Here is a 20,793-nt window from a genome sequence, read left to right as displayed (position 1 = left end):
TTTAAATCCATCAACTTTTACTCACAGGTTTCTCCACTTTTCGCTCGGTAGAAATGAAAGGGACTTTATTTTTCTCGATCAACTCATTTAATGATTTGACATCGTCCTGGATCAATTTGTTTACTGACTGTTTGGTATCTACCCATTCTTTGATCAGATCCATGGACCTGGATTTCTGTCCCTGAGTGATCGGAGGGGCAGCTTCGTCGATAAGATCCATCACATGCTTGAGCTTGGCATCCAGTTGATTTTCAAAATTCACAACATCCTGAAAAGTCTTTGATTTTGACTGGACCATTTTGTTTTCGAGGCTATCGATAAGCTTAGTGATTGATGCTGCTTTTTCTTTGATCTCTTTTTGATCACCATCACCTCTTTTAGTATAAGCATTGACTTGCTCCTTAATATATCTCATCCTTTTGACCTGATCATAGATATCGTCGATCGAGGTTTTCAATTCATTTAAAATATTCTGTTGATCAGCAAATTGTTCAGCGGTAGTACTTCGCCTGGGATCATTTTTTAACTCAAATTGTTTGGTTTCTGATTCTTTCCCATAAGTTACTTTGACCTGGTAGGTGCCAGGAGCTACCCGATAACTATTGTTGCCTCCTAACACCATCAATCCGTCCGGCAATGATTGTGGCTCTGTGCGAAAATCCCAGACTATTTTATTGAGATTAGTATCCCTGGTTGCTTTTTTTGCGGCTAATTTTTCTTGTGAGCCAAAGGTTCGGATAACCTTTCCATTTATGTCACTGATCTCTACAGATACATGTTCTGAGGTATCTGAGATATTGAGCGAATAGTAAATCACCGCACCAGATGGAGGATTCGTCCCCAATATGACCGCCCCCCTTGCCGGGCCGCCACCGTCACTGCCAAACCGGATCGGAATCTCCGGTTGATAAACGATCAATTTTTTTGATTTATCCTCAGGCTTATAATCTTGTAAAGGTTTTAAATCATCCAGTATCCAAAATGCCCTGCCTTGAGTTGAAGCCAATAAATCACCTTGATGAACCATCAAATCTGTGATCGGTACGATCGGCAGATTTAGTTGGAACTTCTGCCAATCATCACCACCATTGAAAGAAATATAAAATCCTGTCTCAGTACCTGCATACAGCAAATCTTTTCTAACTGGGTCTTCTCTCACTACCTTCACATGCGCCTCTGGCTCCAATCCTTTGACTTTTTGAGTCCAGGATTTACCATAATCTGTCGTTACATAAATATGAGGTGTAAAATCATTAAACTTATATCGGCTAAAGGCCACATAGGCTTTGGCCGGATCATGAGGAGATACTTCAATACTATTGACCAGCCCTTCCTTCATATCAGCAGGAGTGACATTGATCCATGTCTTGCCCCCGTCTCTGGTCATATGCACCAATCCACAATCAGACCCTGTCCATAGTACATTGGCATCTGATCCTGACTCGGTCATACAAGCGAGTGTATTATAATTTTCACCCCCAGCTGATTCATTCGTTATCGGACCTCCCCCTTTGCCTTGTTTGGATATTTCATTTCTTGTAAGATCACCACTTAATTCTACCCAGTTGATGCCTCTGTTTTCGGACTTGAGCACTTTATTGCCTCCATGATATATCACATTGGGATTAAACTTAGAGACCAGGATAGGGGCATTCCAATTAAATCGATATTTATTATCCCCTGCATTGGCTCCAAGACCAAGGAAAGAGTATGCCATGACATCCTTGGATTCCCGAGTCTCCCAATCAAACTCTTCAATTATACCCTGGTAACACCCGGAATAGATATACCTGGGATTATTAGGATCGAATGCCGGCCAAGCACTTTCACATCCGGATATATTGATAAAATCTTTGCCCGAAATACCTGGGCCGGAGGTTCTGCTCATGACTGCGACTGCGCTATTGTCTTGCTGGCCTCCATACACCCAATAGGGGAATCTGTTGTCAGCGATCACCCTGTAAAACTGGGCAGTTGGCTGATTGTCTTGATCGCTCCAGTTTAATCCGCCATTATAAGTGACATTTGCCCCACCATCATTGGAGTTGGCCATGATCATATTATTATTTGGATTGATCCACAGGTCATGATTATCCCCATGAGGTACCTGTACATTTTTAAACGTGCGCCCTCCATCGGTCGATTCCATATAAGGTGCATTCAAGACGACGACCCGATCTGCATTCTGAGGATCAGCGAATACATGCATATAATACCAGGCTCTCGCCCTCAGCATCCTATCGCCATTGATCAATGCAAAAGTATTGCCACCATCTTCAGATCGGAATAACCCGCCCTCATCAGATTCTATTATAGCATAAACTCTTTGGGGGTTGGCCATAGATACTGAAATTCCGATTTTACCCATAAGAGCGGTAGGTAATCCATTGCTCAGTTTTTTCCAGGTATCTCCCCCATCGGTTGATTTCCAAATACTACTCCCTTTTCCCCCACTGCGTACGTACCAGGGTAGTCGCTGGTGATCCCAGAATGCTGCATAGAGGACCCTTGGATTTTTCATATCCATGCTCAAATCACTAACTCCGCTATTTTCATCTACAAAGAGGACTTTTTCCCAGGTTTTGCCACCATCTTTTGTTCTGAATACCCCCCGGTCAGCGGTAGGTTGATAAGGACTGCCCTGGGCACCCACATACATAATATTGGGATCTTCAGGATGGATACGGATTTTGGAGATTTGTCGTACATTTTTTAATCCTATATGATTCCATGTCACGCCAGCATCGGTAGATTTATAGACCCCATCACCATGCGATGTCATGACCCCTCGTACCGGAGCTTCACCCATACCTACCACTACAACATTGGGATCTGACCAGGCTACCTGGATAGCTCCCACTGAGCCGGTATTAAAATATCCATCAGATATATTGTTCCATTTATTGCCTCCATCGATAGTTTTCCAAACCCCACCTCCGGTAGAGCCCATATAAAAGGTATAGATTTGATCAGGCACCCCACAAATGGCAGTCGACCTGCCTCCTCTATAAGGTCCAATATTGCGCCAGGTGAGTGCGTTAAAATCCTTGTCATTGATTTTTGGGGTAGTAATAACAGGATTAGTCACTATCGAAGTTTTAGCCACTGTTGCTTTTTTCTTTTGAGCAAAAATGATGGAGCTCAACATCAACATGATGCCAACAGATATCACAAGTCTTTTCATACAGATTTGATTTTCAGGTCAATTTAAGAAAGATTTGAAGAGAATCTCCATTCTTCATATAAATTTAATACAGATAGCCATTTTTTAAATTTTTCTGACTGTTAGTCAATAATTAGAAGCTCCCAGACAAGCAAAATTGAAGGTAAAAATGAAAGAATTGTTAATTTAACGCAAACAGTATTGATTGGCAAATACAAATTACTTAACTTTGAGTCAAATAGCAAAAACCTTTAATGTATGCAAACTGATGTTCAATCTATACCCTTAAAAGGTGGAGAATTTCTAGTAAAAGATGCCGAATATGGTCAGACTTTTATCCCTGAACAATTTGGAGAGGAATCACTCATGGTCGCCAAAGCTGCTCAGGATTTTTTAGAGAATGAAATTAATCCTGTCGCAGCCCGAATTGAAGTACAAGAAGAAGGCCTTTCAAAAAGCCTTATGATCAAAATTGGGGAGTTAGGCTTTCTCGGAATTCATATGCCTGAAATATATGGAGGCAGTGATTTAGACACCAATACCAATACGTTAGTAACTGATATTTTAGGCCCCATGGGTTCTTTCTCCACAACTTTTGCTGCACACACGGGTATTGGCATGCTTCCAATCCTTTATTTTGGCACAGAAGCACAAAGAAGTCATTATTTACCAGCATTAATCACTGGCGAAAAGATAGCCAGTTATTGCCTTACCGAACCAGGATCAGGATCGGATGCGCTAGCTGCCAAGACCCGGGCTGATTTAAGTGCTGATGGACAACATTTCAGTCTCAATGGTCAGAAAATGTGGATCTCTAATGCAGGTTGGGCTGATTTATTTATTGTATTTGCTCAAGTGCACGGGTCCGAATGGCCTGATGGGAAAGGAGGATTTTCTTGTTTTTTGGTAGATGCCGGACTCAAAGGACTCACGCTCGGGGAAGAAGAGAAAAAAATGGGAATTAAAGGATCCTCTACCCGCCAGGTATTTTTCGAAAATGTTGTGATCCCCAGATCAGCTCTGTTAGGTGAGGTAGGCAAGGGACATAAAATAGCCTTCAATGCCCTCAACATCGGTCGATTTAAATTAGGTGCTTTCTGTATCGGTGGAGCAAAATCTCTGATCACGAAAAGTGTACAATATGCTAACGAACGAGTGCAATTTGGCAAAAAGATAGGAGAATTTGGTGCCATAAAATATAAGCTCGCCGAACAGTTCATTCGAACCTATATGGCAGAGTCTACGATGTATCGGGTGTCCAATATGATGCAGGAGAAAATAGAATCTTTGATCGGAGAAGGAAAATCACCTTCTGAAGCAAAGCTTATTGCCGCTGAAGAATATGCGATCGAATGTTCCGTACTCAAGGTCAATGCTTCTGAAGTATTGGACTATGTAGTTGATGAAGCGGTTCAAATACATGGTGGTATCGGATTCTCCGAAGAAAATCGTGTCGCCAGCGCCTACCGGGATGCCCGGATCAATAGGATCTATGAAGGCACCAATGAAATCAATCGATTATTGATCTTTGATATGCTCATCAAAAGAGCCATGAAAGGCCATATCAACCTGACCGATGCAGCCTGGGCTGTACAGAAAGAACTTACCAGCATGCCATCTATGGAAAGGCCATCTGGCCCTTTGGGCGAAGAGAAAAATTCACTTAAAGAATACAAAAAACTCGCGTTGTTGGTGGCAGGTGCTGCTGTCAAATCACAGATGGATGGCAAGCTTCAGTTGCAGGAGGAGCAAGAGATCCTGACCAATTGCAGTGATATGCTCATCGATATGCTCAATGCAGAATCACTGCTGTTGCGAATTGAAAAACAAGATCAATTAGGCATAAAACCAGAGCTCAAAGACCTCCAAATGTCTGTGGTCAAAATTGTATTCCATGATATGAATGCAAGAATGACCAAAAATGCATTGGACGCTTTGTCCAGTTTTTGCGAAGGAGATTTACTCAAAACACTTGCTATGGGGGTTAAAAGATTTACTAAATATCCTCTGGTCAATGTTAAAGAATATAGAAGATTTATAGCAGATTTTATGCTCACAGCCAATCAATATCCCATTCAAATTATATAAAAATTATATCACCATGAACGAATATTCACTAGACGAAAACACCCATATAGAACCAGCTGCAGATCATTGGCTGATGCTTTGGGTCGAAGAAAAAGTAAATGATTTTGAAAGTGTAGAGCTGGACGATTTTATTCTGATAGACTGACTAAAGTAGATTCAGCACAAGACCGGATCAAACTCTGCTCTCAAGCTGATTTCTCATGAGTTGCAGCACGTATTTTTTCCATTCTAATTTGTTGATGGTGTGCAAAGTAGATCGGTGTTTTCCTGAAGCAGTGGTCAATTTGAGATAACCGACTATTGTAGACCAGGCGGTGATAAAAAGCAATTCAGGCTTATTAGGATTTAGCACACTACCATCTCGTTTACCTTTTTCTATTTCCTTGATAGCCAAAGATATAGGCACATTCTGAATATCCGAGATCTTTTGATAATAGATACTTGATTTCATAGCTTCAGTCATTTTGGCAGCGTCCTGCCCCGAAGAAGAGGCACGGTTAATCGCCATAAAGTCCAACAGGCACTCAATATATAAAGGGAAATCCTCCGCAAAATCTATATAAGTCTCCAGCAAGCCGATGACACATTTGGACCCATTATCGTCTTTATGATTGGCCAGGCTGGTATACATGAAATCATTCAGTTTTTGCATGCCGCGGTAAGTGATGGCCATGTAGAGATTCTCTTTGCTTTGAAAGTAAAAATAAATACTCCCTTTGCTCATACTTGCTTCTCGGGCGATATCGTCCATTTTCGCATTGACAAAGCCTACCTCCTCAAATATTTTTTCGGCGGCATTAAGTATAATTACCTCTTTTAGGTCCCTCTTCCCCATGGCGCCAAATTACTAAATAAGTACTAGCTACCCAATGGTCCTCTCTTTATAAATCATATCTTTGTAGTGAACTTATAGAGTGTTGACCTTGTTTTAAGGATGAAAAATTTATGGCAATAAGAATAACGAATGAATGCATTAACTGTGGAGCCTGCGAACCAGAGTGTCCAAATAATGCAATATATGAAGGCGGTATCGAGTGGGCTATCAATGATGGCAATACAGTGACAGGCACTTACACACTGGAAGATGGCACCATCGTGGATGCAGGAGCCAAAAACAAACCAGTAGAACCCGATTATTATTACATAGTCCCTGATAAATGTACAGAATGTGTAGGCTTTCACGAGGAACCTCAGTGTGCAGCAGTATGTCCTGTGGATTGTTGTATACCCGACGATGATCGGGTAGAATCAAAAGAAGTTTTACTTGCCAGGAAGGCCAGGCTGCACTTGTAACTATTAGTAAGTTACTTCTACCTTTTCCTCCATCATACGACGAAGATTGATCAAGGCGTATCGCATGCGACCTAGCGCAGTATTGATACTCACCCTGGTGAGCAGGGATATTTCTTTAAAACTCATGTCTGCGTAATGCCTGAGAATAACGACCTCTCGCTGTTCTGCCGGCAACTGGTCAACCAAAGACTGGATCCTGCGGGTTCCCTGATCCTTGATCAGAAACTGCTCCATATTGTCATCACCAGTTGGGATCACTGTGAAAACATCAAAGTTCTCTCCCATCGAGACCTGGGCATTGCGTTTAGATTTTCGAAACTGATCTACACACATATTATATGCTATCCTCATGGCCCATTGGAGAAACTTACCTTCATGGTTGTACTTGCCTTTGCGCAATGTATCAATGATTTTGATGAAGACTTCCTGAAAAATATCTTCGGCAACTTCGGAGTCACGCGTAAACAGATAAATAGAAGTGTAGATTTTGGTTTTGTGCCTCGTCAATAGAGTTTCAAAAGCACGTTCATCACCATTTAAATAATTTAGGATTAAATCCTGATCAGAGAGCAGCATAACTTGCATAACTATAAATTTTTTTTTGGTTCGTAAATTAAATTATAGTGTAGAAGTTATGAGTCGATAGGCGAGAAAAGTTTAATTATTTAATAAGGCCAAATATACACCAAAATTGAAATTACCAAACATTGTGTCTATAAATATTACTCCAATACATGCTTTTTAACATTATATTATAATAATTTATACTGGATTGTTAGAGAAGAGTCTTAAAAGTGAATCTTATTGACCAAATACTCCTGATAGGGATCTTCAATCCTGCATCCTATGTATCTTTGGATCTTTAAAGTATGCTTACCTCTTTGGCACCATCTATTTCAATCTCAGAACAACAAGATACAAGACGATCTATATTCATTAAAGGAGCACGGTCCAATAATTTACAGAATATTGATGTCTGGATTCCTAAGCGAAAAATGATCCTGGTCACCGGGGTTTCAGGATCAGGCAAGTCGTCCCTCATAATGGATACCTTATACGCGGAAGGTCAGCGTAGATATGTCGAAAGTCTCTCTTCCTATGCCCGTCAGTTTCTCATGCGCATGAAAAAGCCGGATGTCGACTATATTAAAGGCATCTGCCCGGCCATCGCCATCGAACAGAAAGTAAGCACCAGCAATGCCCGATCCACGGTAGGGTCAATGACAGAAATATTTGATTTTTTAAGATTGTTGTATGCCAGGATTGGAAAAACCTACAGCCCTGTTTCAGGAGAAATCGTCAAAAGACATGAAGTAAAAGATGTGGTCGATCATGTCAAAAAAATGAAGAGTGGCACCAGGTTGTATTTATTGATACCCTTACCAACGAAATATGATGATCGTACACTTACCCAGGAGCTCAATTTTCTGCTCCAGAAAGGTTATAGTCGAATCAAAAGGAAAGATGAACTCTACCAAATAGAGGAAGTATTGAGCGCCAAGGGATGGCCATTAAAAGACAAACTCTCGAAGTTAAAAGGCGCAGACATATCTATATTGATCGATCGGTTTGTACTGGATGCTGAAGATGAAGAACTCCTGAATCGAATAGCTGATTCAATATCGACCGCTTTTGCAGAAGGCGAAGGCAATGCTATATTATACAACCCCGATCTGAAAAAGCAATTTGATTTTAACAATCGATTCGAAGCGGATGGTATCATCTTTTTAGAACCAACGCCACATTTATTCAATTATAACAATCCATTTGGAGCCTGTCCCAGGTGTGAGGGTTATGGCAGAGTGATGGGCATAGATCCGGACAAAGTCATTCCGGATAAATCAAAATCCATCTATGAGGGAGCCATCGCCTGTTGGAATGGCGAAAAAGGAAATCTATGGCTTCAAGAGATCATCAATAAATCTGCCCAATTTGATTTTCCCATCCACAAACCGATCAACAAACTAACCAAAGAACAATATAAGGTGCTTTGGACGGGCAATGATTATTTCTATGGGATTGACGCTTATTTTAAAGAGCTCGAAGAAAAGACTTATAAGATTCAAAACAGGGTCATGCTAGCCAGATTCAGAGGACGCACTACTTGTCCGGAATGCGACGGAGGCAGACTGCGCAAAGAAGCATCTTATGTCAAAATCAGCGATACCACCCTACCTGAGTTGATTCATCTGCCTATCGATGAGCTATTAGAAAAAATAAATAAGCTGAAATTTTCCAAGCAAGATGAAGTCATAGCCAATCGCATCAAACGAGAGATCACCCAAAGATTGGATGTGATGTGTAAACTGGGCTTGACTCACCTCACTTTAGAACGGCTGGCTTCTACTCTGAGTGGTGGCGAGACCCAGCGTATCAATCTCACACGGACGCTAGGCAGCAATCTAACCAATTCACTTTATATCCTGGACGAACCCAGTGTAGGGCTGCATCCGGTAGATTCTAACAAACTGATCCAGGTGCTCAAAGAACTCAGAGATCTGGGCAATACGGTCGTGGTGGTCGAGCATGAAGAAGAAATCATCCGTCAAGCAGATCAAATCATTGATATCGGCCCTGAAGCTGGAATTCATGGTGGCAAAGTAGTCTTTGCAGGCAGTTACATCGATTTTATGAAGCCTACTACCAAAGGACTCACAGCAGAATATCTGCAAGGCACCAAAAAAATCGAAGTACCTATCTGGAGAAGAAAGTGGACTGATAAAATCATCCTGAAAGGGGCCCACTTACACAATCTTCAAAATCTGGAAGTAAAATTCCCTCTCAATACGATCACCGTCATCACCGGGGTCTCCGGGTCAGGAAAAACCAGTCTTTTAAAACACTTGCTCTACCCTGCGTTAGATCAATATCTGTCGGATGGACTCGAGCCCCATCTTTTAGGTATGGAATCCCTCACCGGTGATCTCAAAAGGATCAAAATGGTGGAGATGATCAATCAGAATCCAATCGGCAAATCATCCCGATCCAACCCGGTCACCTATGTCAAGGCTTATGACTCTATCAGGAAATTATTTGCCAATCAACATCTAGCCAAAGTCAGAGGATTTGGACCGGGACATTTCTCTTTTAATGTCGAAGGAGGTAGATGTGAAACCTGTCAGGGCGAAGGCGAAATCACCGTGGAAATGCAATTTCTGGCAGATGTAAAACTATTGTGTGAAGATTGTAAAGGAAAAGGTTTAAATCAGAAATCCTGGAGGTCAAATACAAAGAAAAATCCATGTTTGATATCCTGGACATGAGTGTGGAAAGTGCATTGATCTTTTTTAAAGACCAACTTGATGTATACAATAAATTAAAACCCTTGTTTGATGTAGGGCTGGGTTATGTAAAACTAGGTCAACCTTCCAGCACTTTATCCGGGGGGGAGGCGCAGCGGGTCAAACTGGCCAGTTATCTCACCAAAGAGGCCGGACACGAGTCGATCCTATTTATTTTTGATGAGCCTACTACCGGACTGCATTTTCATGACATCAGGAAACTATTGGATTCATTTAATGCACTTGTAGAGAATGGACACTCTGTCATATTGATCGAACATAATATGGATGTAATTAAATGTGCTGATTGGGTGATCGATCTCGGGCCGGGAGGTGGCAAAGATGGAGGGCATCTGGTATTTGCAGGGACTCCCGAAGATTTGGCCAAAGTGAAAACATCCCAAACTGGAAAATATCTGAAAGAAAAACTTTAATTTTTCGCTTACGCATTTTGTAAGAGCACATGGTTCAATACAATTTCAAAAAGCAATCCTTTTTAAAACTCCATAAAACTATAAAGTGATATCTCCCAAGTCAGTAATCTCTGTGCAACGATTGCATAAAAATCTATGGTGGTATTCAGTGGCCAATATCCTTTTGACCATGGTGACTTTATATACCAAGGACATGGTTTGGCTGATTGCAGGCAGTGTGCTTGGTCTTTTATATTGGATATCGAGGTATTTTATAGACCATCCAAATATTAGTTTTCCACAAAGCCCGGCGAATGCACTGACCTTACTGAGAATATGTCTTTTGGTCATGACTACTATGATGTCTCCCGGAATCACCTTGTTTGAAGCCGGAATATTGTATTCAATCATCTGCCTGGGGGATATCCTGGATGGGTATGTGGCGAGAAAATTAAACATGACCACCCTCATCGGAGAATATCTCGACAAGGAGACCGATGCACTGTTTGTGCTTATGAGTACTACTGTATTATATCTCACCGGACATGCCGGTATATGGGTGATAGGCTTAGGATTGATCCGATATATATATTTTACAGGGATGTATTTTTTTATAACCCCTGATCAGAAAGAAATTAAAGACCCCTGGGCAAAGTACATTGCAATATTTTTGTTTGTGAGCATATTATCTTGTTTTCTGCTGCCTGGTACTTTTTCAAAATCATTGTTGATAACTGCTGCTGGTTTAATCCTTTATTCTTTTACCAGAGTTGCGCTTATTGAACTCAGGATCATTAAGGTAGCAGAATGACCACAAACCCTGAACATAGTTTTCTAAGTGGGAAAAAAATCCCATTCACCCTGATAGTTTTCGTCTTGCTACAGTTATTATTATTCTTGCCTTTGTACCTGACGAGATCGATGGAAGGCAGTTTTTTCCCACACCTGGCGTCTTTGCCTCAGTCTTTAATCATCAGGTCAAATCCAGATATATTCAGATGGAGTCTCGACTATGCATTGATCTTTATGCTATGCCTGCTTTTGCAAAAAAGAATGAAGCTTACGATTTTGGCTGGAGGCATAGCTGTTATCTATTTTATTTTATTGGCATTCCAGATCTATTATTTTATCGTCTGGAAAATATATGGCGAGATCCCGGTGTGGTCATATGATTGGGCGCTATTCCAACGTGTACTGCCGGTATTCTTTAAGACGATGGGGATATCGCCAGATTTATTTAAGCTGTTATTGTTATTCCTTGCTGCACTATTGATCTATATCAGTTATAGAGTGCATCGATGGATGCTTCGCAGGACTCAACCCTGGACTTCAGTTTTTATACTTGTATCAGCTTGCTGGTTTTTCGGATTACCGTTGATCCTCAACAGGCTGCCGCATGCTCCTGAATCTAATAATACCAAATCAGCCATTTTATGGATCATCGACAATATGCATACCACTTTCACGCAGGCGCGTGTGAAGTCCTTACCCGCTGACCTCAGCCATCTACCCTATGAAGCGTATCAACAACTTAAGATTAAAACAAAACCGAACATAGAATTGATATTTATAGAAGCCTATGGTAGCCTCTTGAGTACAGTTCAACCATATGACAGTATCTACATACATCAATTGCAGCATTTTGATCAAAAATTAAAATCCAATCACTGGCTCAGTGCTTCCGCCTTGTCCAATAGCACCATACTTGGCGGACGATCGTGGCTGGGATTTACTTCCTTGTTATCAGGCATCCATATAGACAATCATCCAGCTTATGAAAAACTTATACAAGATCATGTGGGCTATCCCCACCTGATCAATCTGCTCAACCATTTTGGTTATGAGACCTATCGATTGAATACCATGGCCAGCTTTGGAGATGATAACAGAGCTTTGGACAGCATCGCCGGCAGATATTTTAACAATAATAAGTGGACTCGGTTTCAAGACCTTCCATACCATGGGTATAAATACGATTATATGGGAGGCATCCCAGATCAATATGCCTTGAACTATTGGCATGAAAAAGTATTGAATCCTTCAAAACAACCCTATTTTTTATTTTTCATTACCTTAAACACACATGCACCATTTTACTTACCACCTCCAGTCCTCGATAATTGGAATGATCTGGATACCATCAAAATGAGCCCGCATAAGACAGTGAGATCAGAAAATTTTAGCCCGGTAGAAAGGTATTCCAAAGAAGTAGTTTATATCCTTCAGGTGTTGGAAAAATATATACTGGAAAAAGGGAATGACAACACACTGTATGTCCTTGTAGGGGATCATCAACCGGCCGGCATGGAGTATTTGCTTGAAGGAAAAACCGATGTCTATGCGACCCCTCTGCATATTATTTCCAGGGATAGTACCTGGATGAAAATCCTGTTGCAGGAAGGAATGACAGCAGGCATGGTCCCACCATTTCATCCCGGTTCATTGCTTAGTCATGAAGGCTTTTATTCTTTTTTTATGTCTACCTGGGCCAAAAGGGATTCGTTACAACTTTCCGTTCCCTATCTCAAAAACGGTTACCAATAATCAGGATCTTCGACTTTTTCATCCATGGTCAACCGTTCAACTGATATTCAACTGCCAATTTCACCTGTTCAATAAATTTCTGCCATCTTGCTTCAGAACTTGAATTGGAGTTAAGCCGCGGTATTAGTTCTTGATCGTGGATGATCAGCATATAATGAATAATTTCATCCATATTCTGGCATAATATCCCACTTCCCAGGCTGAGTAGATTCTTAATATTGCCCTTGCCCAGGGTGATCACCATTACGCCGGCAGCCAAAGCCTCCGCTACGGCCATACCATAACTTTCAAATGAAGATGTATCCAAGAGCATTTTAGTTTGATGGTACAAACGTAACAGGTCTTTATGATCGATGATACCATGTATCTTAATATGGTCTTTCAATTCGGGAAACCGCTCCAGGATAGCCAGGCAATATTGGAAATAATCCTGATTGATGGATGCATCGCCGTAGATGTCAATCACTAAATCTGGCGGTAAGGTGTGTTTTGCAAGCAAGAGAAGAAATAAATCTATTTGTTTGACCGGCTGCCAGGTAGCCACCAGGAGGATCTTATTGCGGACAGTCTCTAAACCGATGTCGGGTGACCGCTCTATATAAGGTTCCAGTATATCTATTTTACCTGGAAAGCCCATTTTTTGCACACAATAGTCCTTTGTAAATTTGCTATTGACGATCAATCGATTAAACTTTTTTAAAAAATATTTTTCGGAATCCGCATCGTCCTGACTCAACATAGAAGGCAATAAATGCACTAACAAAACCTTTTGCGCCAACATTGAATCCATAAACATTTCATCCAAGGCCGGCATATAGATCGAATCTATGATGATCACATCACCCGGATCGAACGTTCTTTGCTCCCATCGCTGAACCGACACGTATTGGTAGGTATACCTCACTTGCTGCAAGGCCCGGAGGATCTGCCCGTTGAATAAGCTACCTCCTGAGACATGCACATCCGCAGGTGGTGCAACGAAATAGATCATCGCTCAATCAAGGGTGTGTTCGTATGAAGCCCAGGCGATATGCGATTCGCCCAGAGTGACTTTGAGCATACCATTGAATGAAAGTCGTGGATGCCTGGCAATCTGATCATGAATATATCTGGCCATGAACTCGGTGGTGGTGATCTGACCCTTAAGATCTTCGACCTCGTCCAGGTTTTTATAATTCAATTTTTCAACAATTTCTTTGAGTATATCTGCAGCCAGGGCTATATCTATGACCACATTCATCTCATTGAGGTATTCGGACGAAAACTGTACATCAATCACATAGGTCGCCCCATGTAGTTGGCTGGCCTTGCCAAAGCCAGGATGAAATAAAGAGTGGGCGATCATGATATGGTCCCTGATTTTTACACTGTACATCTAATAGCATTTTAATATTTGATCAATAAAGATATTTCATTTAATTGTCCTGACCTGAGCCGATCATACCATGGGATAATTTGGTGGAATGGCACCTCTATCCCTATCAGCTGATCCCAAATATCATGCTGGAGCATGTTGACCACAGCTTGTTTTCTGGTCAAATAATTTTGAGTTGCCTGTAGGCGGTCTGGGATATGGGAGACCTGAGACGAAATAATGGAGAGCCTGTTGTAATGAAAATAATGTCCGAGGTGTAGGCTTACAGGCTTATCACCGTACCAACTCAGCTCTATGATTCGCCCTTCAAAATCCATGTGATCAATACAAGTCTGTAATCCAAGACCAGTGGCAGAGCAATGAAAAGCTAAACTAAACTTTTGCTCTGGGATAAGCTGGGTCAGGGTTTCGAACCCAAGGCCTTGGGCCAAGGCTCTGCGATGATCATTTTTTTCTATGACAGTGATAGATTGATGGCCAAGAAGTTTGTGCCACAAGGCGATGGCGGCTCCAATCAACCCGAAGCCTACTATGAGTATTGGTTCATCTTGTGCAGCCCGACCATCCCAGTATGCATTACAGGCTGTCTCGAGATTGCTGATTAGAGCAGCACGATTTAAAGGTAGTGATGCCGGCAACTTAAATGCATCTTGAAGCCGGACAGATACTTTATCCTGGTGTGGATGCATGACATGATAGTTACCTTGATCTGCCGATGACCCTATCAGGGAATAACCATATTTTACTGGAAATGAAAACGATCCACCCATATAGGGCACTTTCATCACAGTGTAAAGCTCCGGAGGCACCATGCCGGTCAAGACGATTTTTTCCGTACCCAGGCTTACCAGAGAATACGTAGCATCCAGGATAAGATCTTGAGGCTCTTGGGTTAAACTAGCAGACTTTAAAGCGCTGGTAGCAGGATCTGTATGCCATAGACTGATAGCAACCATATTGGCCTCATCATTTTAAGTCCAACAAATGCCCCATCACTGTCTTCTTAGTTTCCAGGTATCGCTTATTTGATCGTATTGGAGTGATTTCAAGGGGAATTCGCTTGTTCAGCTTGATAGGGCTATTTTCAAAAATTTTGATTTTCTCAGGATTATTGGTCAAAAGGTCTACTTCTTTGATACCCAGATCTTCTAATATAATCAGGGCTTCTTCGTAAGTCCGTTCATCTACTTTAAAACCCAGGTGAGTATTGGCCTCTGCCGTGTTATCTCCTTGATCCTGTAGCTGATACGCTTTAAGTTTGTTGATGATACCGATCCCTCGACCTTCCTGGCGCAGATAGAGGAGCACGCCTCCACGTTCACCGATCAGTTCTAGCGATCTGATGAGTTGAGGACCACAATCACACCTCTGAGATCCAAAAATATCACCGGTCAGGCATTCGGAATGTATGCGGATCAACACCGGCTCATCATAATCAATCGGTTCTTTGATGAGCGCCAGGTGAGGGGTCAAATCATGCTCATCCATAGCATATGCCTTGATTGTAAACTCCCCATAAGCAGTCGGAATCGTGCTCTCGACTATATTTCTAAGCATGTGCAAAAGTAAGCAATTATTAAGGTCACGTTGATTTTATAGAACCCACAAAAATTACACTTAGTAATTATGGCTCTAAAAGCAGAATAATCAAAAATAGGAAGGCACGCCATTAGAGTATTGGAGACTAATGATTGTACCCCTATCTACCATACCCTTGAGTACTTTGTTGACGACCAGCCGTTGCTACCGGATATTTATCAGGTTGAGGGTGCAGCTTTCCATGTTTCCTACCAATAGGACAAAATCTTGTTTAACTCTCAGACCGGAGGCATATTCTGCTGGCTTCCAACTGGGCATATTACAAATGGCAGCGAGTAATAACTCGTCTATTTTTTCATCCTTAGAGGCCTCGGAGAGGTGGGCATCGATTATTTGACCTTCTTCGCTAATGGTAAATTTTACTGCAGCCAATATTGACTTGTCGAAGACTCCAGAAACTTTGTCCATCGCATTCACTTTTAAGTATTGAATTAATTCTTTCTGGCCACCAGCATAGGTAGCTTCATTTTCAGGCTCGGGGATAAATCTAAAATCGAACTCTTTTATATCATTGTGCTTCAGCGTATTCTCAGGCATGTATTTAACCTTCACTTCAATATCTTTGCCAAGATCAGCCAAATTCATTAAATCCTTCTGCTCCTGGTTAAACATATCGCTTTTACTTATAGCTCTCCTTATGCTCCCTTGAAAACTTGTCAGGATTTCCACTGAAACATATTCTCTGACCCAGGATGATTTATAATGTGGATTGATATCAATGATTGCATTGGCTGTTTTAATTTTTTCTCTGGATACTGAAATGTAAGGACGGTGTCTATTTACCTGATATCTCAGTTCATTGTCCAGCCCGTTTTGACCATTACTAAGGAATGGAAATACGAGGATAATAAGTAGAACTAAAACCAGCTTGTTTTGAACATTTTTCATGTTTACAGTGCATTTAAAAATTTTAAAAGTAATTCTTTAGATGAATTTACCATTGGAAAAGGACAATGTGGAGAAAAGGGAATCTTTCAACCACCAGAATGATAGCAAATCTGAATGCTTCAACACCCCCCATTTCTGGGTAGGGCATAAATCACATTACCTGAAACAAATAAATTGAAGATCTTATTTTCGATAGAAGGAAGTAACAGTTTCCATGTTTTTCCTTTGTCTGAAGATCTAAAGATGCCGGCAGGATGACCACAAAAAAAGAATTCACCAACTTGAATAATGGAGTTAATGGATAGGCTTGCCGGAAGGTCACCATCTATAGGCTGCCAGATTTTACCGCCATCGTAAGATGTTCGCACTCTTCTGGTCATCGACTTTGTATTGTATGTGATTGCCGCAAATCCGCCATTGATGCATTCTACAGCGATGCCCACGCCACCCTCATTAATTACACAATCCCAGCTTTCTCCTTGATCGGCCGACCGTAGTATCCCGTTGAGGCTGGTCGCTAAAAGTACACCATTTGACTCTACCAACTTCATTACCCAGCCTCCAGTATAGACTTGCTTCCAAGTTTTTCCACTGTTTATGGATTTAAATAGACCGTGGTTGGAGCCGATGAAAGCGGTGCCTCCAGCGGATTCAAAAACTGTGAGCACCTCTTTTTCTTTAAAATTCGAGTAGATAGGCGACCAATCACCCGTTGCATTTAGTTTTTGTAAAAATTGGCCATAGTCATTGTACGCTAATATCCCCTTCTTAACAGGCGCTATGCTGCCTAGTTTGTCAGGGAAAATCTCTTTTTCCCAAAAAGAGCCTGTAGCAGTTGGTTTACTGTGATATATCCCATTTTCAGTACGTACATAGAGCCCACTTTCATTTGCAAAGAAACCATCTCTCCGGATGTCCTCTGCTTGCAAATTTTCGGGAAGTCCCCGGCTAATGTCCTGCCATGTTTGGCCCCCATCAGTAGATTTAAAAACAATGTTTACCACCCCCGGTTTATTCCAATTTAGCTTTTGCGGACTATCCACGATTGGAGATAATGCTGGAAATTCTACTGCCACCTCACTGGCAAAGGGGAATAGAAGAAGGAGTAAAAAAGTCAGACTAAATATTTTCATGGCGGTAATTGGTTTGGTGAAAAAGTACTGTAAAGTTACTGGTGGTCAGTTGTCCAACAGCTTTTAAGTTGTAAAAAGCTGTAAAAAACATGTAAAACGTTTGTAAAGTCACCAAAAGCTTAGTTAATATTATGAGTGACTGATTTAAGATTACGTGATGTAGATTCAAACAATTTCAATAAAGTAGAGCGTGATAGCTTGGACCCTTGGATTTTTCGGGATAAAAATTCACCGATGGTGGGAGATTTTCTAGGCCGATTTGAAACCGTGCAGTGTTCGATTCCTTAAAATGGCATCAAAGGTGATGTACGAAACATGGCTGAGTTTTAAGGGCAACATAAATTTACACAGAACCCCAGTTATGCTGTATAGCCTTAGTTAGCGGCTATTTCTTATAGCCTGTCCACTATATAATCCAGCTCAGTTACCCCGCTGGTAAATTGTCGAGTATTCAATAACTTTAGTTTTATCTTGTCTTTAATATCTACAAACAATGAAATGCCTCGTCCAAGAATAATTGGATTGACGAATAACCAGTAGCCGTCGATTAAGTTCAGTTGCATAAGTGAGTGTGTTGCCGTCGGGCTACCAAACAGCAAGATGTCTGTTCCTGCCTGTTCTTTTATTTCAGTTATTATGTCTGAAAGGTTGTCGTTAATAATTTTTGTGTTATTTAAACCTGGATGGCCGGCAGGAAGGCCATCGTCTTTCATAGATTTTGACAATACAACTTTGTGCACTTTGCTGTACCACTTGGAATGTTCAATGTCGTGCCTGGTCGCGTTCGGTTTGTCCGCTGCAGAAGGCCAGTAATTTTCCATCATCTGATACGTTACGCGTCCATATAATGCTGTGTCGCATTCACTTATCCGCTTACCAACATGATCAAATATTTCCTCGTCAACTTTAATCCAATTCATTTCTCCGTTCAGTCCAGATACAAATCCGTCAAGCGAGATGTGCATAAATGAAATTATTTTCCCCATATAGTTCTATTTTAAATTGTTCTCTTTGATTGATTGATGTCTTATTGCAATGACCGCTAATGATTTAAAACATGGCATAACTGCTTGTAGCTGCTAAGTTTTTGGTAGCTTTTATTGCAAGGCACTTACTATTTCTATTTAATTTTAAATATTACTGCTTGATAAGGCAACAGATTAGCGGTGGTGAACTCTCTTATAAAAGTATCATAGTTATTAATAATCGTATCTTGAATATAAGCAATTTCGTGAAGATTAATAGTTGCTTTTTCTGGCGAAAAATTGAGCAAAACAAGCATCTTAACATTCGCTAACTCTCGGGTGAAGGCATAAATTTTTGGGTGCTCTTTTTGAAGCACTTCGTACTGGCCGTAAATCAAGACAGGATTGTTTCTTCTTACATTTGCCATTTTTCGGAAGTGGTTAAGTATGCTGTTTGGGTCTTTATTTTGGGCAGTTACATTGATATCCTTAAAATTTTCATTGACTTTTTTCCATGGAACACCTGTCGTAAATCCAGCATTTTCAGACTCATTCCATTGCATTGGTGTACGACCATTTTCACGAGAACTATAATTAAGCACTTTCATGAATTCTACCATATCCTCATTAGCAGCTAAGGCAGTTTTGTATTTCCCTAGGGCTTCAATGTCATCATATTCTGCTATTGTCGGCATGTCAATATTAGTCATACCCAGTTCATCACCATAATAAGTGTAAGGCGTGCCTCTCATACTAAGCAAAAAAGTATTTAGCATTTGAGTAGAGGCAATCCTACATTCAGGACTGGGATTTCCAAATCGGTTGACCAGGCGAGCATTGTCATGATTGGATAGAAAAATCGCTATCCAGCCTTTCTCAGCAAATGCACTATCCCAACGGCTGAACACTTCTTTAAATTCGGCTAATTTGTAACCTTTGGGAGTTCTTGACATATCTACTGATTCAAAATGATAAGCGATCTGAAGTTCATTGCGATATTCATCTACCAGGTCATGTGCATCTTGAAAAGTGCTACCTGCACCTTCCGCAACTGCAAAAACATGATATGGCTCAATAATTTCTTTATACATTTCCTTTAGGTATTCGTGCAGTTGGGGACGCAGGCCATACCATTTAATAAATTCTTTTTCATGTCCTTCAGGAAATTCGGGGTACGTGGTGTCTTTACTAGCAAATTGAAAAGCATCCATCCGGAATCCATCTACTCCTTTTTCTGCCCAAAACCTCATAATATCATAAACTTCTTGGCGTAATTTTGGGTTCTCCCAATTCAAGTCAGGTTGTTGTTCTGCAAAAGTGTGGAGGTAATAAGCATTAGTAGTTGAATCATAGTCCCATCCGCCTTCGGGGTCGAAAAGACTATATCTAAAAGGAGGTTTGCCTTTTTCTGCTGGCCACCAATGGTAATAATTCCGATAAGGATTATCCCTTGAGCTACGGGATTGTTTAAACCACGCGTGTTCATTGCTACTGTGATTGACTACAACATCCAACACAAACTTAATTCCACGCTCATGCAAGCCATCCAACATTTGTTGAAAATCTGCCATAGTCCCATATCTTGGTAATATGGCCCTATAATCACTTACATCATATCCATTGTCTACTAAGGGAGACTCGAAAAAAGGATTCATCCAAACTATAGAAACACCAAGGCTTTGAATATAGTCCAATTTCTCTACCACCCCTTTAAAATCACCAAAACCATCGCCATCAGTATCCTTAAAACTTTGGGGATATATTTGGTAAAGAATACCTTCTTTCCACCAAGTGTCATTTTTTATTGAAGTATCAACTACTTTTTTCTGCTGATTTGAACAGCTTAATAACATTAATACTATTGTTAATTGCCATAAGTGTTTTATCATTTCACTTTTTTTTAGTTTAATGCCCTACAACATCATTGCTTACAAATGCCTAATGCTTAAACATCACTTTATCCTCCTAAAATTAATAATACCCATTGAATCTAAAGGACTTGCTAAGCATAATTTATTTGAGTAAAAATTTGAATATTAGATTTCGGTAGT

General features: G+C 40.8%; 15 protein-coding genes and 1 pseudogene. 5 read left to right on the top strand and 11 right to left on the bottom strand.

Annotation, left to right across the window (positions count from 1 at the left end):
* Positions 1-10 precede the first annotated feature (10 nt).
* On the bottom strand, positions 11-3,184 hold the full coding sequence (locus IPJ09_01440; GenBank protein ID MBK7370114.1) for a glycosyl hydrolase: 3,174 nt from the start codon (positions 3,182-3,184) through the stop codon (positions 11-13).
* Between the two features lie 237 nt (positions 3,185-3,421).
* Between IPJ09_01440 and IPJ09_01435 the strand changes: the two genes are divergently transcribed.
* Positions 3,422-5,251, top strand: a complete 1,830-nt coding sequence (locus IPJ09_01435; protein ID MBK7370113.1) for an acyl-CoA dehydrogenase family protein — start codon at positions 3,422-3,424, stop codon at positions 5,249-5,251.
* A gap of 172 nt (positions 5,252-5,423) precedes the next feature.
* Here the strand turns inward: IPJ09_01435 and IPJ09_01430 are convergent, their stop codons facing one another.
* The gene (locus IPJ09_01430) at positions 5,424-6,086 is read right to left on the bottom strand and encodes a TetR/AcrR family transcriptional regulator (protein ID MBK7370112.1); all 663 of its coding nucleotides are present in this window, start codon (positions 6,084-6,086) and stop codon (positions 5,424-5,426) included.
* 110 nt (positions 6,087-6,196) lie between these two features.
* On the opposite strand from IPJ09_01430, the gene IPJ09_01425 reads away from it, so the two are divergent.
* The gene (locus IPJ09_01425; GenBank protein ID MBK7370111.1) at positions 6,197-6,544 is read left to right on the top strand and encodes a 4Fe-4S dicluster domain-containing protein; all 348 of its coding nucleotides are present in this window, start codon (positions 6,197-6,199) and stop codon (positions 6,542-6,544) included.
* A 3-nt stretch (positions 6,545-6,547) separates the two neighbouring features.
* Here the strand turns inward: IPJ09_01425 and IPJ09_01420 are convergent, their stop codons facing one another.
* On the bottom strand, positions 6,548-7,129 hold the full coding sequence (locus tag IPJ09_01420) for a sigma-70 family RNA polymerase sigma factor (GenBank protein ID MBK7370110.1): 582 nt from the start codon (positions 7,127-7,129) through the stop codon (positions 6,548-6,550).
* 284 nt (positions 7,130-7,413) lie between these two features.
* Here IPJ09_01420 and uvrA point away from each other — a divergent pair.
* From uvrA to IPJ09_01405, 3 genes and pseudogenes are all read left to right on the top strand, one after another.
* Positions 7,414-10,259: pseudogene (gene uvrA, locus IPJ09_01415) on the top strand (excinuclease ABC subunit UvrA).
* 85 nt (positions 10,260-10,344) lie between these two features.
* Positions 10,345-11,049 carry a CDP-alcohol phosphatidyltransferase family protein gene (locus IPJ09_01410; GenBank protein ID MBK7370109.1) on the top strand — a complete coding sequence of 235 codons (705 nt, stop codon included), beginning with the start codon at positions 10,345-10,347 and terminating at the stop codon, positions 11,047-11,049.
* Complete coding sequence (locus tag IPJ09_01405; GenBank protein MBK7370108.1) at positions 11,046-12,782, top strand: sulfatase-like hydrolase/transferase; 1,737 nt, start codon at positions 11,046-11,048, stop codon at positions 12,780-12,782. Before IPJ09_01410 ends, IPJ09_01405 begins: the two co-directional genes overlap by 4 nt.
* 28 nt (positions 12,783-12,810) lie before the next feature.
* Here the strand turns inward: IPJ09_01405 and IPJ09_01400 are convergent, their stop codons facing one another.
* The 8 genes from IPJ09_01400 to IPJ09_01365 form a co-directional block, all read right to left on the bottom strand.
* Positions 12,811-13,773 (bottom strand): glycosyltransferase family 4 protein, encoded by a 963-nt coding sequence (locus IPJ09_01400; protein ID MBK7370107.1) that lies wholly within the window; start codon positions 13,771-13,773, stop codon positions 12,811-12,813.
* Positions 13,774-13,776: 3 nt separating this feature from the next.
* On the bottom strand, positions 13,777-14,157 hold the full coding sequence (locus IPJ09_01395) for a 6-carboxytetrahydropterin synthase (protein ID MBK7370106.1): 381 nt from the start codon (positions 14,155-14,157) through the stop codon (positions 13,777-13,779).
* Between the two features lie 11 nt (positions 14,158-14,168).
* Positions 14,169-15,113 carry a zinc-binding alcohol dehydrogenase gene (locus tag IPJ09_01390; GenBank protein MBK7370105.1) on the bottom strand — a complete coding sequence of 315 codons (945 nt, stop codon included), beginning with the start codon at positions 15,111-15,113 and terminating at the stop codon, positions 14,169-14,171.
* A gap of 10 nt (positions 15,114-15,123) precedes the next feature.
* On the bottom strand, positions 15,124-15,714 hold the full coding sequence (gene ribA, locus IPJ09_01385; protein ID MBK7370104.1) for a GTP cyclohydrolase II: 591 nt from the start codon (positions 15,712-15,714) through the stop codon (positions 15,124-15,126).
* Positions 15,715-15,900: 186 nt separating this feature from the next.
* Positions 15,901-16,644: an energy transducer TonB gene (locus IPJ09_01380; GenBank protein ID MBK7370103.1), complete on the bottom strand. Its 744-nt coding sequence runs from the start codon at positions 16,642-16,644 to the stop codon at positions 15,901-15,903.
* A gap of 119 nt (positions 16,645-16,763) precedes the next feature.
* Positions 16,764-17,777 (bottom strand): exo-alpha-sialidase, encoded by a 1,014-nt coding sequence (locus IPJ09_01375; GenBank protein ID MBK7370102.1) that lies wholly within the window; start codon positions 17,775-17,777, stop codon positions 16,764-16,766.
* 392 nt (positions 17,778-18,169) lie between these two features.
* Positions 18,170-18,763 (bottom strand): dihydrofolate reductase family protein, encoded by a 594-nt coding sequence (locus IPJ09_01370; GenBank protein ID MBK7370101.1) that lies wholly within the window; start codon positions 18,761-18,763, stop codon positions 18,170-18,172.
* A 134-nt stretch (positions 18,764-18,897) separates the two neighbouring features.
* On the bottom strand, positions 18,898-20,595 hold the full coding sequence (locus IPJ09_01365) for an alpha-glucosidase (protein MBK7370100.1): 1,698 nt from the start codon (positions 20,593-20,595) through the stop codon (positions 18,898-18,900).
* Between the last annotated feature and the right edge of the window lie 198 nt (positions 20,596-20,793).

Source organism: Saprospiraceae bacterium, assembly GCA_016709995.1.
Taxonomy (GTDB): domain Bacteria; phylum Bacteroidota; class Bacteroidia; order Chitinophagales; family Saprospiraceae; genus JADJLQ01.
This window is presented reverse-complemented; position numbering and strand designations above follow the sequence as displayed.

Excerpts from the sequence above, each read along its gene's own strand:
- IPJ09_01395 (MBK7370106.1), bottom strand. The coding sequence starts at position 14,157 with ATGTACAGTGTAAAAATCAGGGACCATATCATGATCGCCCACTCTTTA.
- IPJ09_01425 (MBK7370111.1), top strand. The coding sequence starts at position 6,197 with ATGGCAATAAGAATAACGAATGAATGCATTAACTGTGGAGCCTGCGAA.
- IPJ09_01440 (MBK7370114.1), bottom strand. The coding sequence starts at position 3,184 with ATGAAAAGACTTGTGATATCTGTTGGCATCATGTTGATGTTGAGCTCC.
- IPJ09_01370 (MBK7370101.1), bottom strand. The coding sequence starts at position 18,763 with ATGGGGAAAATAATTTCATTTATGCACATCTCGCTTGACGGATTTGTA.
- IPJ09_01390 (MBK7370105.1), bottom strand. The coding sequence starts at position 15,113 with ATGGTTGCTATCAGTCTATGGCATACAGATCCTGCTACCAGCGCTTTA.
- IPJ09_01420 (MBK7370110.1), bottom strand. The coding sequence starts at position 7,129 with ATGCAAGTTATGCTGCTCTCTGATCAGGATTTAATCCTAAATTATTTA.
- IPJ09_01400 (MBK7370107.1), bottom strand. The coding sequence starts at position 13,773 with ATGATCTATTTCGTTGCACCACCTGCGGATGTGCATGTCTCAGGAGGT.
- IPJ09_01375 (MBK7370102.1), bottom strand. The coding sequence starts at position 17,777 with ATGAAAATATTTAGTCTGACTTTTTTACTCCTTCTTCTATTCCCCTTT.
- IPJ09_01365 (MBK7370100.1), bottom strand. The coding sequence starts at position 20,595 with ATGTTATTAAGCTGTTCAAATCAGCAGAAAAAAGTAGTTGATACTTCA.
- IPJ09_01405 (MBK7370108.1), top strand. The coding sequence starts at position 11,046 with ATGACCACAAACCCTGAACATAGTTTTCTAAGTGGGAAAAAAATCCCA.
- IPJ09_01380 (MBK7370103.1), bottom strand. The coding sequence starts at position 16,644 with ATGAAAAATGTTCAAAACAAGCTGGTTTTAGTTCTACTTATTATCCTC.
- IPJ09_01435 (MBK7370113.1), top strand. The coding sequence starts at position 3,422 with ATGCAAACTGATGTTCAATCTATACCCTTAAAAGGTGGAGAATTTCTA.
- IPJ09_01430 (MBK7370112.1), bottom strand. The coding sequence starts at position 6,086 with ATGGGGAAGAGGGACCTAAAAGAGGTAATTATACTTAATGCCGCCGAA.
- ribA (MBK7370104.1), bottom strand. The coding sequence starts at position 15,714 with ATGCTTAGAAATATAGTCGAGAGCACGATTCCGACTGCTTATGGGGAG.